The organism is Pedobacter sp. R20-19, from assembly GCF_000708265.2.
Taxonomy (GTDB): Bacteria; Bacteroidota; Bacteroidia; order Sphingobacteriales; family Sphingobacteriaceae; genus Pedobacter.
Genome location: NZ_JCKI01000002.1, coordinates 1 through 17074 on the forward strand (window position 1 = coordinate 1; position 17074 = coordinate 17074).

The 17074-nt window shown below is 37.2% G+C and carries 11 protein-coding genes; 6 read left to right on the plus strand and 5 right to left on the minus strand.

What is annotated here, in order from left to right:
• Positions 1-48: 48 nt before the first annotated feature.
• Positions 49-267: a hypothetical protein gene (locus tag AN34_RS21550; RefSeq protein WP_157263179.1), complete on the minus strand. Its 219-nt coding sequence runs from the start codon at positions 265-267 to the stop codon at positions 49-51.
• Positions 268-830: 563 nt separating this feature from the next.
• On the opposite strand from AN34_RS21550, the gene AN34_RS03830 reads away from it, so the two are divergent.
• A complete protein-coding gene (locus AN34_RS03830; RefSeq protein WP_029282508.1) occupies positions 831-2591 on the plus strand; it encodes a S8 family peptidase in 1761 nt (586 codons plus the stop codon).
• A gap of 2 nt (positions 2592-2593) precedes the next feature.
• Here the strand turns inward: AN34_RS03830 and AN34_RS03835 are convergent, their stop codons facing one another.
• The 3 genes from AN34_RS03835 to AN34_RS03845 are packed head-to-tail and all read right to left on the minus strand — an operon-like array spanning position 2594 to position 5492.
• On the minus strand, positions 2594-3379 hold the full coding sequence (locus tag AN34_RS03835) for a polysaccharide deacetylase family protein (protein ID WP_029282510.1): 786 nt from the start codon (positions 3377-3379) through the stop codon (positions 2594-2596).
• On the minus strand, positions 3379-4311 hold the full coding sequence (locus tag AN34_RS03840) for a glycosyltransferase family 2 protein (protein WP_029282512.1): 933 nt from the start codon (positions 4309-4311) through the stop codon (positions 3379-3381). Before AN34_RS03840 ends, AN34_RS03835 begins: the two co-directional genes overlap by 1 nt.
• Positions 4308-5492, minus strand: a complete 1185-nt coding sequence (locus tag AN34_RS03845; RefSeq protein ID WP_051666218.1) for a glycosyltransferase family 87 protein — start codon at positions 5490-5492, stop codon at positions 4308-4310. The genes AN34_RS03840 and AN34_RS03845 overlap by 4 nt, the downstream gene beginning before the upstream one ends.
• A gap of 693 nt (positions 5493-6185) precedes the next feature.
• On the opposite strand from AN34_RS03845, the gene AN34_RS03855 reads away from it, so the two are divergent.
• On the plus strand, positions 6186-8951 hold the full coding sequence (locus tag AN34_RS03855; protein ID WP_082468314.1) for a DUF5695 domain-containing protein: 2766 nt from the start codon (positions 6186-6188) through the stop codon (positions 8949-8951).
• Between the two features lie 92 nt (positions 8952-9043).
• Here the strand turns inward: AN34_RS03855 and AN34_RS03860 are convergent, their stop codons facing one another.
• Positions 9044-11407, minus strand: coding sequence for a glycoside hydrolase family 127 protein (locus tag AN34_RS03860; RefSeq protein ID WP_029282520.1), 2364 nt, complete (start codon positions 11405-11407; stop codon positions 9044-9046).
• A 267-nt stretch (positions 11408-11674) separates the two neighbouring features.
• Between AN34_RS03860 and AN34_RS03865 the strand changes: the two genes are divergently transcribed.
• The 4 genes from AN34_RS03865 to AN34_RS03880 all read left to right on the plus strand — a co-directional run bounded on the left by AN34_RS03865 (position 11675) and on the right by AN34_RS03880 (position 17058).
• A complete protein-coding gene (locus AN34_RS03865; RefSeq protein ID WP_197285477.1) occupies positions 11675-13351 on the plus strand; it encodes a M1 family metallopeptidase in 1677 nt (558 codons plus the stop codon).
• 195 nt (positions 13352-13546) lie between these two features.
• Positions 13547-14464, plus strand: coding sequence for a dihydrodipicolinate synthase family protein (locus AN34_RS03870; protein ID WP_029282524.1), 918 nt, complete (start codon positions 13547-13549; stop codon positions 14462-14464).
• Positions 14465-14476: 12 nt separating this feature from the next.
• Complete coding sequence (locus AN34_RS03875) at positions 14477-16060, plus strand: aldehyde dehydrogenase (NADP(+)) (RefSeq protein ID WP_029282526.1); 1584 nt, start codon at positions 14477-14479, stop codon at positions 16058-16060.
• Positions 16057-17058 carry a 4-hydroxyproline epimerase gene (locus AN34_RS03880; protein ID WP_029282528.1) on the plus strand — a complete coding sequence of 334 codons (1002 nt, stop codon included), beginning with the start codon at positions 16057-16059 and terminating at the stop codon, positions 17056-17058. Before AN34_RS03875 ends, AN34_RS03880 begins: the two co-directional genes overlap by 4 nt.
• Positions 17059-17074 lie beyond the last annotated feature (16 nt).

A 17074-nucleotide genomic window follows, 5' to 3' on the forward strand; every position in this document is an offset into this window, starting at 1 on the left:
GGCGTTTAACCAGGACCCTTGCAGTAACAACTGCAGGGGTTTCTGCGTTTATAATAAAAAAGCGTAAAGGCTAAAGCTGAAAGACCAAAGTGCCTGCATGGCGTATAACCTTTTTAGGACTATATAGCGTAATGCCATTAACTCCCGTGGAGGGGTGGTTAACAGGCAGAGATACCAGTTTATCCGGTTATTAATGGACAGGTTTCCATCGCCTGTAGATGCTTCGTGCCTCAGCATGACAGCAACCTGGTTAGGTTTATTATTCATCGAATACCCTTCGATCGTCTTCCTCAACTTGATTCAGGATCTGATGAAGATAGGTGCTCAACTAAATCCGATAACTATCGGATCAGCATGACGGTTTGGTTAGTGTACCTATAAGAAAGATCGTCTTTGCTTCAGCAGATTCTTAATCTGCTGAAGCAATCTCCATCGAAGCATCTATAAAGGAGATAGCTTTCCCGAAAAGGATCGAAGAATAGCTAAATCTAAATACTGGATATCAGCTATTCGGTTATTAACAGAAAGGTTTACATCGCATGGAGATTCTTCGTGCCTCAGCATGAAAGTGAGACTATGAAAGCAGGTTTTAATTACGTGTATAAGCCAATTCTAATAAACCCGATGGGAGCGAAAATCATTTTGGTAAATCGTAATTCCCATTCCTTGATTCATCCAACCAAAAGATTGCAGTGTACAGCAGGAAGAAATTAGTCAAATGATGTAGTTAAGTTTTTCTAAAAATTTACTTTCTGCCTGTTAAAAAATGTAAAATCTTTAAGTGTCCATTTAATAAATCCGTATTATTGTACAATTACGTACTTCAACACATGACTAATCTTAGCCAAAGAAAATTACTTATTTTTATTGTTTTCATCCTTATTCAAGTTAGTGCTTTAGCACAGCATAAAAACGTAAAGCTTCCTGCCAATTGGTTTAATCTGGATTTAGCTGAAAATGGTTATTTTGGAATTAGCACAGAGAAAGCTTATCGCGATCTCCTGAAAGATAAAAAGCCAAAAGAAAACATCATTGTTGCAGTAATTGATGGAGGAATAGATGTTAATCATCCTGATTTGAAGTCTGTTTTATGGGTTAATCAAAAAGAAATTCCAGGAAATGGTATTGATGATGACGGGAATGGTTATATCGATGATATTAATGGCTGGAACTTTATTGGGTCTAAAAAAGGTAATTTGGAATTTGATAATCTGGAATTAGTTAGGCTCCTCAGAATCTATACACCGAAATATCAATCTACAACTAATCTGACTCCTTTAGATAGTAATCAAAAAGAAGAATTCAGACTTTATAAAAAAATGGTGGGTGATTTTGGAAAAAAATATGAAGATGCTAGTAATACATTCTCTGTACTTGTTACCATTAATAAAGTTTTAGATTCGGTTGCTGCCATAAATCATAAGCAAATTCCAAGTTATGAAGATGTAGAAAAATATAAGGCTGATGATGAAATAGAGGAACGGGTTAAAACCATTATTCGTAAGGGATCTAAAGAAGATGGTAGCTTCGAAAAATTCTATAAGAGCATAAAAGATGGTTATAAGCAGTATGATGCCATGCTAAAGTATAATTTAAATCCTAAATATGATAAAAGGACAGAATTGGTAGGAGATGATTATGCTAACAGTAGTGATAGAAACTATGGTATTGCGGATGTAAAGGGACCTGATGCGATGCATGGAACGCATGTTGGAGGAATTATTGGTGCAGACCGAAATAATGGTTTAGGTATATTGGGTGTTGCGAATCATGTTCGTATTATGGCCATCAGGGTTGTACCTACGGGCGATGAAAGGGATAAGGATGTTGCTAATGGAATCAGGTATGCTGTAGATAATGGTGCCAGGGTAATTAATATGAGCTTCGGAAAGGCTTATAAGTGGGACAAAAAAGTTGTTGATGAAGCGGTAAAATATGCTGAATCTAAAGGTGTATTGCTGGTTCATGCAGCTGGCAATGATAATCAGAATAATGATATTGAAGAAAATTACCCAAATAAGTACTACGATGGTGCTGAAGCTGAAGCATACAAATTGGCACATCGTAAACCTTTAAAACCAGATTTTATACCGCCAAAGTCTATGGGGCAAAATACGATGGGCATGAGGCCTCCAATGGGTATTGCTATTCCTAAACAGGTTCCGATTGATTCTGCGAAATTTAGGTTACCTAGTGCTACTAATTGGATTGAGGTTGGCGCAAGTGCATATAAAGATGATGAAACCTTAAAGACTGATTTTTCAAATTATGGAAAATATAATGTTGATGTTTTTGCACCAGGGTTCTTAATCAATTCCACCATTCCGGATGGTAAATATGAAGATCTTGACGGTACAAGTATGGCTTCACCTGTGGTATCAGGTTTAGCTGCTTTAATTTTAAGTTATTATCCTCAATTAAAACCTGCTCAGGTAAGGGAAATCATTATGAAATCTGTTACAAAAGTAGACCACAAGATCAAATATAAAAATGAAAACGGTGAAAATACCAGGGTGCTATTTAATGAAATTTGTGTTAGTGGTGGCATAGTAAATGCTTACAATGCCTTAAAATTAGCGGAAACGTATTAAAATCAGATAGTCTTAGTTTTCGTATTAATAAATTCCTGAAAAGTAGCGAATGGATATTTTTTTAATTTCATCCAGGTGATCAGGCCATTCATTCTTTTGATCATTTTCTCTCCTGTGTTTTTTCTAATATAAGCAGGAAAGCCAAATCTTTCCACATCAGTAAGATCAGTAAATTCCCATGGATGAAAATAAATATTTAAGTATCGATCTTTTTGATAAGTCCAGCCAGCCAAGAACTTGTAGACACCAAGAGGCAGATTATGAAAAGAAAGCCAGAATAAAGGGAATCTTACCAATGGACTAACAGAAGCTGGAATTTGAAGTACATTTTGGTTGGTAAAAAAGGTTCTGGAGATATTGAAATTATTATATCGGCCAGGGAGATATGTGGGGTTAATCGAAGTATTATAGGTGTAACCAGCTTTTTCTATTTCTTTTTCATCAACGGGCATCATACGGGCCATGCGATAACCTGTAATTTCTTTCCCGGAAAGCTCCTGCAACTTAAGTTTAGATTGAAGTAGATGTTCTGGTTTAAAATCAGAGTGATAATAGCCATGTGAGGCCAGTTCATGTCCGCTTTTGGTTATGCGTTCAATTAAATCCGGTATATTTTCTGCAAAAGTAACGGTACAGAAAAACGTTGCTTTAACCTGGTGTTTATCCAATAAATCCAGAATGGCTATTGTACCTGTTCTGGAAATAGAAATCTGATCTGCAAATGAAATATCCTTACCATATTCAAAAGGCATATCAAACTCTTCAATATCAAAACTTAAAAGCACCATTATTTCTGAGGGATATTGGTTGAACGGATAATATAATTTGGACGATTTTTGGTTTGCATAAACATTTTACCTACATAGATACCAATGATCCCTAAAATAATTAATTGCAAACCACCGAAGAATACAATGGTCATAATCATGGATGCCCAACCGGAAACTTCAACATGATTAACGAATGCATAAATCACATATGGAATATATAAAACAGAAGCTAATGATAAGATAAACCCCAAATAAACAGCTGAATATAATGGTTTTATACTGAAGGAGGTAACGCCATGTAGCGCCAGTCTCATCATTTTCTTTAAAGTGTATTTACTTGATCCGGAAAAGCGTGCTGCCGGGTGATACTTAATGGCATGTTGCTTAAAACCTAACCATTTTACCAAGCCACGAAGAAAAGGCTCATTTTCCTGAAAATTCCTAAATACATTTACTACCTTTTGATCCAGTAAACGAAAATCTGCCGCTCCTGGTTCAAGGTCAATGTCTGATAACCAATTTAGTATTTTATAAAAGAGATTAGATGAACTTCGCTTTCCTTTAGAAAGATTTTTATCTTCCGCTCTGATGGTGTAAACCACTTCATAACCAGCTTCCCACTTTTTAAGCATTTCAGGAATTATCTCTGTTGGATGCTGCATATCACAATCCATTGAAATGACACAGTCGCCAAAAGCATGATCCATACCTGCTTTCACTGCAAGTTGATGCCCAAAATTTCTGCTAAACTCCAGAAAGAAAATGTTTTCTGCTGTGGAGGAGTATTCCTTGATTTTTTCAAGGGTATGATCTGCACTTCCATCGTCTACCAGGATAATTTCATAATTGTAATTGATTGTAGAAAAAACGTTTTTTATACTTTCAGAGATTACGAAAATATTATCAGCTTCATTATAAGCTGGTATGACTATAGAAACTAATTTCTTCATTTATCAGCAATCAAATATGATTCAAAATCTTCTTTCATCATTTGATAAATAATCGTAAACCAAATAATCATGCAAGGTAGGGCTTTGAGAGAATATAGACGAATAAATTCTTTTACAGCTCTTGGAAACAGATCTGTTGGCGATAAGCTGGTTAAGCAAAATGCAAATACAAACAGGGCTATTGCCCATTTACCTTTTGGAGATTGTTGAACGATAAACCAAATAGCCACACCTGCAAAGGCGATAATATAAGTCGGCGATTCAGACCCACTACTAAAGATCACTGTAAATATTAATGTTGATGCTAAAAGCATTAAGCGAAAGGCAAGATGTTTATATTGACTGATTCTTAAATAGGGCAAAGCGAAAAGGATTAACCCGCCAAGTAAAAAAGGCATATTTGGAATATTGACGTTTCCACTTATTCTTCTTGCCATGCCCATTACCGAAATATCCTGAAAAGATGTAAGTGAAGCATTTGAGGCATTTTTATGAACTAGGGAATGAAACCAATCTATATAAGATTGCATCACGAAATCAGGTGAGGAAATGGCCATTGGCAACAGGAAGAGTAAAGACATGGCTAGCACTCCTGCCAAAATGAACTTTACTTTATGCTGAGTAAAGAAGAAAAATGCCAAACCCACAATGCCATATAGTTTCACAAATGTACCTAAGGCGATAAAAATGGCAGATTTAATTTCTTGTTTTTTTATTAAGTAAGAAAAGCTTAGTAAGATAAATCCGGTTAAGGCGATGTTGAACTGAAAACTAAATAAGGCTGTAAGTGTTTCATGTGCACAAATCCAGGCGATAACCGTTCTTTTATTTAGCGAAAGCGGCAGGCTGTAAATGCCCCAAAGTAATACCAAAACGTTTGCAATGTTCCATAAAATCATACCTAAGCCATTGGGTAACCAGGCAAAAGGAGCAATGAGTAACGAAAAGATGATTCCATAATGATTGCTATCTCCATACTCTGCATAATTGTTATACAAATTTTGCAAATCAATTGTATGCAGATAAACGTATTTAAAAATTAAATAATTATTAAATGAATGGTGAAGGTATTGTTTAATACCCGCAATAATAGCCAATGTTACATATATGCCAATAACACATTGTTTTTTTTGTAAAATGGCAAAAATTTTGGGAAAGATTGAGTTATTTACTATGCTCATATGATTAGTTGCGCAAATATAATCAATTTAATGATCCGTTATGGGGGCTATGATTTCAATCTGCAATCAGTGAAAAGATTTTTCAGACTTTATCCTATTGGAAATAATAATAATTCCTTATATTGGTGAATAGAATTATATAAAATGTAAGTAAATAGCTATAATTTTTTCAAATATTTAATGGCTAGCAGTAGTAATGAATTTTAGAGATAATATGTTGAATTAAGTAATCAATTCCATATTGTTTTTTAATCATATAAATCAGAAATACCATTCATTAACATTAAAACGGCAAGTATGGCAACTTTTGTAATTTCTTATTTTGGTCTTTTTGAAGATGAAAAATATATTCACGCCGATGGTAGGTATGCTATGAAAACTGTTCAGAATGAAGTTCTTCTTGAGCATAGGCAGGACATAGTGAAGGATGAAATGGAAGTTTATAGATCGACATCGTTTTTAAAATCGTTCATTCAGAAAATTTTTAAATAAAGTTACTGTAGGAAATAGATCAACTTAATACCCTAAATTCTACCGTTTCTGACTGAAATTATCAATTTCTAAAATTATTATTCACCATAATTAAGCTAATACTTTACCAATCTTGCCCAAATTGTTGGATTGGTTTTCCTTTATTTCTTTAAAGACTATTTTTGATTGACTATACTAATCATAGTTTTTAATGTTAACATCATGAATACAACACCCCAAGTATCCATAAGGAATAAAGGACTATTGCTACCTGCGATTATTTTAATCATCACCTACTTTTTTTCCTTTGGTGCTGTAAATGCACAATCACCTTGGATCAGTTTAGGTAAAAAACCTTCAACATTAGGTTTGGAGAAAGGTTATATCTCCTTAGATGCTGGTGCGTTTAATTTAAAACTGGTTAAATCAGCTCAAACTGTAGCAGGATTACAACCAAAAAATGTTAAAGATTTTGATTTTGTACCCAGTGATAGTTTGAAAGTTAGAAGTTCAGATGGACTTTATCATCTGGGTGATCTTAACCTGAAAATTAAGACGGAAAATAATAAGGCTTGGACAAGCTACAGTACTGCTGCTAAAAGGATGCCCGTAAAAGCATTAGCTGTGATTGGTAAGGTGCTGGCTTCAGCAGATCTTGCAGCTACTTTGCCTGCAGATATTCCCTTACAAATCATTCGAAGCTGGGAAATGAGTGATGGAAAGCTGGTCTTGAAATTTTCATTGAGAAACAAAACAGCTCAAAATATAGAAATTGGTGCTTTGGGAATACCCATGATTTTTGATAATATTCTTGAAGGTAGAACACTGGAGCAAACTCATGCTAAAAATGTTTTTTATGATCCCTATATTGGAAAAGATGCAGGTTATTTACAGGTAACCAGATTAAGTGGTCATGCGCCTTCATTATTAGTAGTGCCTTTTGGAAAAACGCCATTTGAAGCTTATAATCCTTTAAATGATGACCGGACACCAAGAGGAATTGCCTTTGAGGGCTTTTATGAGTGGATGATTTATAGCAAAGCTTATGCAGAGAATGAATGGAAAAATGCTGATCAGTGGAATGTGCCTACATCAACCACCTTAAAGCCCAATGAAACCAGAACGTATGGTCTTCAATTTATTCTGTCTGGTACGGCAAGAAATATGGAGCAAAAACTGATTGAAAATAAGCGACCAGTAGCTGTTTCCGTTCCGGGTTATGTGCTGCCACGAGATGTAGATGCTAAATTGTTCATTAAATACGGCAGTAAAATTAAATCAATCACGGCTTTCCCCGAAAAATCAATGGTGATTAAAGCGATTGGCACGACCAAAAATGGCTGGAAAAGTTATACTGTTAATGGCATTACCTGGGGTAGAGCCAGATTAACCATTTTATATGAAGATGGTATGGAGCAAACAGTGAATTATAAAATTATTGAGCCTGAAACCACTGTTATTGCCAGTTATGGAAATTTCTTAACCACAAAACAATGGTTTGATCAACCTAATGATCCCTTTAAACGTTCGCCATCGGTAATTACCTATGATAATGAAGAACAGAAACAAGTGGTGCAGGATAATCGTGCATGGATTGCCGGCCTAAGTGATGAAGGGGGAGCTGGCTCCTGGCTAGGGGCTATCATGAAGCAACTCGTTCATCCTGAAAAAGCTGAAATTGATAAGCTACAAAAATTTGTAGATACCGTGATGTTTGGAAATATTCAGCTCAAAAACGGTCCACAAAAATATGGAGTAAAAAAGAGTTTATTTTTTTATGAGCCAGATTCAATGCCTAAAAATACTTATTCCAGCGCCATTAATTTTAAAACCTGGTCTGCCTGGCCTAAAAAAGAGGCTGATAATCTGGGCCGTTCATATAATTATCCGCACGTTGCAGCTGCACACTGGATGATGTATCGCCTGGCTCGAAATTACAAAGGCCTGGTGAACCAATCCGCCTGGAAACAACACCTTATAGATGCTGCTGAAACGGGAATGGCCATGGTAAATATTGCACCATATTATGCGCAATTCGGACAAATGGAAGGGACTGTTTTTTATCTTATTCTTACTGATCTCAAAAATGAAGGTTTGAGTGAAGAGGCGGCTAAGTTGGAACTGGAAATGAAAAAACGTGCTGATCATTGGAAATCACTCGAATATCCTTTTGGTAGCGAAATGCCATGGGATTCTACCGGGCAGGAAGAAGTTTATGTATGGTCGAATTATTTTGGCTACAATGATAAGGCAAAAGTAACACTTGATGCTATTTTAGCATATATGCCAGTGATCCCACATTGGGCATACAATGGAAATGCCCGCCGTTACTGGGATTTTTTATATGGTGGTAAACTTCAGCGCGTTGAAAGGATGATTCACCACTATGGTTCCGCATTAAATGCCATTCCGGTATTAATGGATTATCGTAAAAATCCTGCTGATTTTTATCTGTTACGTGCTGGTTATGGTGGCTTAATGGGCTCCATTTCCAATATCACTAAAGATGGATTTGCACCTGCAGCGTTCCATGCTTATCCATCTACTTTAAAGAATGATGGCATTACAGGAGATTATGGCTCTGGCTTTTTTGGTTATGCAGTAAACACGTCATCGTATGTGCTGTTGCATCCAGAATTTGGCTGGCTGGCTTTCGGGGGGAACCTAAAGAAAACAAAAAATATTATTAATGTCAAGCTTACTACTGCCGCAAAATCATCAGTTTACTTAGCTCCAATTGGATTATGGATTTCACTTGATGCCGGTAGAATAGCATCCATAAAATATAACCCCATCACTGGCGAAGTAAAACTGAACTTAGAAAAGGCAGATGCATATACACCAACGGCCATCATCCGAATTGCTCAACCTGCTAAAATATCGGGTGTAGGCACTTATGAGATAAAGTCTGTAAACACGAAGGAACGTGGTGCAAGTTTAATTAATCTTTCTCAAACTGGAACGACAGAGGTGCTGATTCAAAAATAACCTTAACCTATATCTATTTGAAAGCCCTGTTAGGACAGGGCTTTCGTTTTTTTATAAAAAGTAGATAGCAGAAGTGCAATCAGTTATTGCTATTATTTTTCTTTAATCACTCTGATGCTGTAAACCGGTCCTGCACTATTTTTGGCTTTTGGAGATAGTTTGACGGTTACCTTAGTTTTACCTTTGCTCAATTCAAAAGGAATTTTATAGGAAATTTCATAAAAGCGACTTTCTTTATAACGATTTAAGTCTTCTGTTGCAATGTTTACATTGTCTACCAAAATATCAAAGTTTCTTCCCCGATTATCCATTCCCCAATAAGATGCGATAATGGTATTTTGGGCATTGGGATCTACCTTAACCTCAAATTGAATAAATCCCTCTTCACCAGCCATACGCCATTTGCTACCATGTTCTTCACCCATTGATTCTTTAGCGGACGTAAAATTGTGGTCTCGTTCTGGTTGCATCTCACCAAATCTGAAAACATCAAGCGTTTTATCTTCCAGTTCTTTTTGCTTACGTTTTTGTTCATCGTAAATTTTCTGCTGAACTGCCCATTTTTCTGGGGTAAATACATCCCAATAAACACTATAAAACTGATTTTTTGTTTGATAGAATGGGATCATGGTTACATCTTGTGGTTGCGCTATATTTTTTGTCTGGAATTTAAGTTCCGCCTGATTCATCACATTTAACCATTCTTTTGGATCTTTATTATCGCTCACAAACACCGGAACACCTTTTATTGGATCAGGTTCTTTAGTTCCTAAAACTCCGGCAAGTAACACAGGTCCAAAAAATACAGCCCTCCGGTCTGCATTATCAGGCATGGCTTCTGTATATAATTTCTCTGGTGTAACGTAGCTGATTTTATCATCGTTTTTCCATTTTCGGGTAATCACATAATAACCTGTTTGATCAGGCGTAATTTTTTGAAGTTCGCCATTTACGGCTATAGTTGTTTTAGTTGACCATTTAGGCTTTCTTACCCGAATAGAAAATGTAGATGCTTTTGTTAACTTGAGGGTGAGTGTGGTTTGGTCTCCTTGTGGTAAAGCAGTTTGTTGCGTTAAGGTTAAGCCTTTTTCTTTCCAATTTAATATTGATGGGATGAAAAGATTCACATATAAACTGCCATCATCACCTCTAGAGTAAATGCTTTCATTGTATTTTACATGATTTTCCATGCCCGTACCCACGCAGCAGGTAAAGGTATTAAACTGGTCACTGTATTCTTTTTTGCCTCCCATTCGTAATGGAACAAAATAACACATCATGCCATCATCATGATTCTGTGATGCAAGAATGTGATTATAAAGAGCTTTCTCATAATAATCAAATAACTCTGCTGATGGGTTTTCTGCAAAAAGGTGTCCCGTTAGTTTCAGCATGTTATAAGTATTACAGGTTTCAGTTGTATTTTCTGTTAGCTTATCATTTAATTTATTGGGTTCACTTAAATACTCATAATTGCTGTTTCCCCCGGTAGCATAAGAATGGTGGTAAACAATGGTTTTCCAGAAGAAATCTGCAATTGCCTGATCATTTTGATCACCTGTAATTTCATGCCTTCTGGCGCTGGCAATAATTTTGGGTATTTGTGTGTTAGAATGTTTTCCCGGTAAGATATCCTGTTGTTTAGCCAAAGGATCAAGAATGCGTTTATCATAAAATTTGTATGATAAGTCCAGGTATTTTTTTTCACCGGTAATGGCATACAGGTTAACCAATGTTTCGGCCATGCCGCCATATTCACAAAAAAGCATTTTTTGTAAAAGCTCCTCGTTCAGTTTGCTAATGATATCCTGAGTCCAATCTGCCAGTTCCACTGAAGCGCTGAGGGCTTTTTTATTGCCTGTATAAAAATAAGCATCTAAAAGCCCTGCAATAATTTTATGAACGGTATACCATGGAGACCAACCACCATTCAGATCAAAGCCACCTGTTTTAACATTTCCCTTTGCTAATTCACCCCAAATTTTATCTTCATTGCCAAAAGCACCAAGATAACCGCTTTTTCTTGCTTTCTGACAAGCTACTAATTCATCAATAATATAATTTACTTTGGCTAAAACTGCCGGATCTTTTGTGGAAGCATATTGCATAGATATAGCCGATAAATAATGCCCCAATGAATGCCCGGCCAAACCATCAGCTTCCCAGCCACCATAAATTTTGCCTTTGGGCTCAAGCCCTGCATTTTTTCTGAAACCAGATAGCAGGCGATCCGGATCAATTACTGCCAGATAAGATTCATCAGCAAGCATAGCAGTTTTAAAAGTGCTCTCCAACAAACTCACCTGCGACAAATCAAAAGCATATGCCTTAATGGGCGTGCTGTTTTTTACTTTTATACGGCTATCGTTAAATTGTGGAAAGTAGTTTTGTGCTTTAATATCTGTAATACGCAAAAATGCTACGATGAGCAAGCCTTTGATAATAATCTTATTCATGATGCTGGAGGTTTTTATCTAATCAATAAAATTAAACAAAAGGTACTGTATCAAAATCACTATAATTTGCCAGTATTGAGCATATTTTAACCCTATTTTAAAGATCTAAGCAAATTGAGGTGATTATGATACTATAGTAATTGCCATTAATTGGCTGATTCATGCCGTATTTTATCCGATTGTACTAAAAATTCCTGATTGATCAACACATTGGTCATCTTCGTATAGCGTAAATATCTACCGCATAACATAATCTGTTTAGTTTTTATGATGAAAAATTCAATCCGCATTTTTTTTCTCTTTATAATTTTTTACGCCCCGGTGGTGTTTGCTCAGGTTAAAGTGCCATCCTACACTTTAGCCGATACGCTTAGGGGAAGCCTGAATGCAGAGAGAACATGGTGGGATGTACAACGGTATGAACTTGCTTTCAAGCCAGAATATCCTAACAAAAGCATATCAGGAGCAAACGAAATTATTTATAAAGTGGTGCAGCCCAATGATGGGAAAATTCGCATGCAAATTGATCTTCAGGAACCACTGGTGATTGATAGCATTTGGTATAATGAACATTCAAAACTTAAATTTGAACATGTAGGAAGTGTTTGGTATGCACATGTTCCCAATCAGAAATTAAAAACGGTTAACCGTGTAAAAATCTTCTATCATGGCAATGTACACCAGGCAAAACGTGCGCCCTGGGACGGGGGTTTCATTTTTACAACCGATTCTCTATCCAGGCCATGGATGACTGTTGCCTGCCAGGGTTTGGGTGCATCAGTTTGGTATCCTAATAAAGACCATCAAAGTGACGAACCAGATTTAGGTGCTTCCTTAACGATGACTATTCCAGATACACTTGTGGGCATTGGCAATGGCAGAATGGTTTTTAAAAAAGATAATCATGATGGTACGGTAACCTATAAATACAATGTGGTTAATCCCATCAGCAATTATTGCATCATTCCTTATATAGGTAAATATGTTAATTTTAAGGAACAGTATTCAGGTGAAAAAGGAAAACTTGATCTGAATTACTGGGTATTGGATTACAACCTCAATAAAGCTAAAACTTACATGCCCGATCAGGTTCATAAAATGATGAAAAGTTTTGAGCATTGGTTTGGCCCTTATCCTTTTTATGAAGATGGCTATCAGCTTATTGATGCCTCCCATACCGGGATGGAACACCAGTCGGCAGTTTCTTATGGCAATAAATATAAGTTCGGTTATCTGGGCCGGGATATGTCTGGCAATGGCTGGGGGCTAAAATGGGATTTTATCATCATTCATGAAAGTGGTCATGAATGGTTCGGCAATAACATCACTACCAAAGATCTTGCGGATATGTGGGTACATGAAGGTTTCACGAATTATAGCGAAACCTTGTTTGTAGATTATAATTTCGGAATCAATGCTGGTAATGAATATAATTATGGCATCAGAAAAGGGATTCGAAATGATCATCCGATTATTCCGCCTTATGGTGTGAATGCTCAGGGTAGCGGAGATATGTACCCGAAAGGCGGTAATATGCTACATTCCATCAGGCATAGTTTAAATAACGATGAACTTTTCAGATCAATTTTGAGAGGTTTAAATAAAGTTTTCTATCACCAAACGGTCACAAGTGCTCAGGTAGAAGCTTATGTTTCTAAGCAAGCTGGTTATTCTTATTCTAAAGTCTTCGGTCAGTATTTAAGAACTACGCAAGTGCCTGTATTTCAATATTACATTAAAAATAATGAAGTGTTTTACCGATATACCAATTGTATTGATGGATTTAATTTGCCGCTAATTCTTAAAAAAGATGGCGTTAAAACGTTAAAAATTATTCCTACATCAACCTGGGCACATTACAAATTATTGCCAGGGCAAGAATCTTTGCTTGAAAAAACAGCGATTGAATTCATGTACTATCTACAGGTTAAAGTAGGCAGTTAGATTTTAACCTAAATGGTGTATTTATAGTTGGTATCGGTTAAAATCCAATAATTGTACCCTAAAGCTATGGTGTAACTTTGGATATAAGATGAGGATTACAATATAAAAACATCCTGAAGGCTTTTAGCCTCCTGAAGATCTCATAAGACAATCTTAATAATTTTTTGAAAATATATTTATAAAATTAATAGTAAAATGGCAATAAAATGGACAGGGGTTTTCCCGGCTGTAACTACAAAATTTACAGCAAATGATGAATTAGACTTCGCTGCTTTTGATTTAAACGTTGAAGCACAACTGGAAGCAGGAGCAAAAGGTATTATCCTTGGTGGATCACTTGGTGAAGCGAGCGTATTAACAGATGAAGAGAAATTCGGATTATTATCTCACACTTTAGAAGTGGTGAACGGACGTGTGCCTGTTTTATTAAACATATCAGAATCTACTACAAAAAAAGGAATTGAGGTAGCAAAAAAGGCAGAATCTCTTGGTGCGCAAGGTTTAATGTTATTACCTCCAATGCGCTATTACGCATCTCCAGATGAAACATTGGCATTTTTCGGGGCAATTGCTGAATCAACTTCATTGCCCATCATGATTTACAACAATCCTGTTGATTATAAAATTGAAGTAACGTTGGATATGTTTGAAGTACTGACCAAATATCCAAATGTACAGGCCATCAAAGAATCTACCAGAGATGTTTCTAACGTAACCAGATTGATTAACCGTTTTGGCGATCGCTTTAAAATTTTTACGGGCGTAGATCCATTAGCCATGGAAAGCATTGTAATGGGTGCCCATGGATGGGTAGCTGGTCTTGTTGATGCCTTCCCTAAAGAAACTGTTGCTATTTTTAACCTAATTAAAGAAAACCGCATCCCGGAAGCATTAACCATTTACCGTTGGTTTTTGCCTGTGTTAGAATTGGATATTCATCCAAAACTTGTTCAGTATATTAAACTGGCTGAAGTGGCTACGGGCTTAGGAACTGAGGCTGTTAGAGCACCACGTTTAGCCCTTGAAGGTACAGAAAGAGAAAAAGTATTAAAAATTATTAACGACGCATTAGCTGTTCGTCCGGAATTGCCTGCAGGAAGCTGGGGTAAATAACAATAACCAAATATGAACGGAAAAAATATAGTAGCCAGCGCTTATAAAGAAGCCTTTGAACTTAACCTAAAAGCAGTAAATCCGGCAACGGGTTTATTGCTCGATGGTGAATTTTGTAAGGCAGGTGAACAGGAAATCAATGAGGCTTTGGTATCGGCCACTGAATCATTTGGAATTTATAAAAATATCCATAAAGATAAAAAAGCAGCATTTTTGAATGCCATTGCTGACGAAATCGCTGCCATTGGAGAAGATTTAGTGGCTCGGGCATCTGCAGAAAGTGGTTTACCATTACCCAGATTGCAAGGTGAACTAGGTAGAACAACCGGGCAATTAAGGCTTTTTGCCAATCTGGTAGCAGAAGGCTCGTGGGTTGATGCGATTATTGATACAGCCTTGCCAGAAAGACAACCTTTACCCCGGTCGGATATTCGCCGGATGCTCATTCCAATGGGACCGGTGGTGGTATTTGGTGCCAGTAATTTTCCTTTAGCTTTTTCAGTAGCAGGTGGCGATACGGCTTCGGCATTAGCTGCTGGTTGCCCTGTCGTAGTTAAAGCACACCCCGCCCATTATGGTACCAGTGCCTTAGTAGGTGAGGCCATTGTTAAGGCTGTTGAAAAAACAGGTATGCCAAAAGGTGTATTTTCTTTACTTTATGATGATGGCTACCAGGTGGGTACCACTTTGGTATTACATCCGCTTACAAAGGCAGTAACTTTTACTGGCTCATACCATGGCGGAATGGCACTGATTAATCTGGCGCAACAACGGACACAACCAATCCCGGTGTTTGCTGAAATGGGAAGTATTAACCCTGTCATATTTCTGCCGGAGGCGATAGAAAATCAAGCTGAAGAACTCGCTAAAAAATATGCAGCATCTATTACTTTGGGCGCAGGACAATTTTGCACCAATCCGGGTTTAATGTTGGCTATTGCATCACCAGGTCTTGAAAAATTTAAGCAAGCCATTGCTACCGCAATCTCAGTGGTTCCATCTGCAACCATGCTTACCGAAGGAATTGCTAAAAATTATACTAAACTTTCAGCTAACATCATTGCTGAAAATGGCATTGAATTACTCGCGGTTTCTGAAGTGAAAAATGCTGAATTACAAAACCAGTCTGAAGCAAAAGTGGCACAGGTAGATGCAGTAAGTTTCATCAAAAATCCAAAATTACAGGAAGAAATCTTCGGCCCATATTCACTTTTAGTGGTGGCGAAGGATCAACAAGAATTGGAAGAAGTGATTGCTGTATTACAAGGTCAGTTAACATTGACTATTATGGCCAATAAAAATGAACTTAGTCAATATCAGTCCCTTATTCATAAGCTAACGGCTAAAACCGGGCGTATTATTTTAAATGGTGTACCAACGGGTGTTGAAGTTTGTGCGGCGATGCAGCATGGCGGACCATTTCCGGCAACGAATGACAGCCGGTTTACTTCAGTAGGTTCTACAGCAATTTATCGCTTTGTAAGGCCGCTTGCCTATCAGGATTGGGAACAAGATCTATTGCCAGATGAGTTGAAAGACGGTAACCCTTTGGGGATTTTTAGAATGGTAGATCAGCAATTTACGAAAGACATATGAGTAAAACCTTTTTTTGTGTAGATGCACATACTTGTGGAAATCCGGTAAGGTTAGTGGCAGGCGGCGGCCCACAGCTGGTGGGCGCTAATATGAGTGAAAAACGACAACACTTTTTAAGGGAGTTTGATTGGATCAGAACAGGATTGATGTTCGAACCCCGCGGTCATGATATGATGTCTGGCAGTATTCTTTATCCACCTCATGATCCTCAGAATGATGTGGCTGTTCTCTTTATAGAAACCAGTGGTTGCCTGCCCATGTGTGGTCATGGAACCATTGGTACCATTACAATTGCGATAGAAGAAGGACTAATTCAGCCAAAAATACCAGGTGTAATCAGAATGGAGGCCCCAGCAGGTTTAGTCCAGATTGAATACAGGCAGGAAGGGAAAAAGGTAAAATCTGTTAAGTTAAAAAATGTAGCATCTTATCTCGCAGCTGAAAATTTAGAAATCGAATGTCCGGATTTAGGCACACTTACTTTTGATGTAGCTTACGGTGGAAATTTCTATGCGATTGTTGATCCACAAATCAACTTTCCAGGTTTAGAAAATTATACGGCATCGCAACTGATCACCTGGAGTCAGACGATTAGAAAGCGCATCAATGAGAAATACACTTTTGTTCATCCGCAAGATTCAACCATTAATGGTTGCAGCCATGTGCTTTGGACAGGAGCAACTTTAGATCCAACTTCGACGGCTAGAAATGCAGTTTTTTATGGCGATAAAGCTATTGATCGCTCACCTTGTGGTACAGGTACATCTGCCCGCATGGCACAATGGTATGCAAAAGGGAAACTTAAAAAAGGAGAAGATTTTATCCATGAAAGTTTCATCGGCAGCAAGTTTACCGGAAGGGTAGAAGAAGAAATTGAACTAGCTGGTTTTAAAGCCATTATTCCGAGTGTAGAAGGTTGGGCAAAGGTTTTTGGCTACAACACAATAAAGATTGATGCAGAGGATGATCCTTATGCGCATGGTTTTCAGGTAATTTAGTGGGTTTTTTATACGA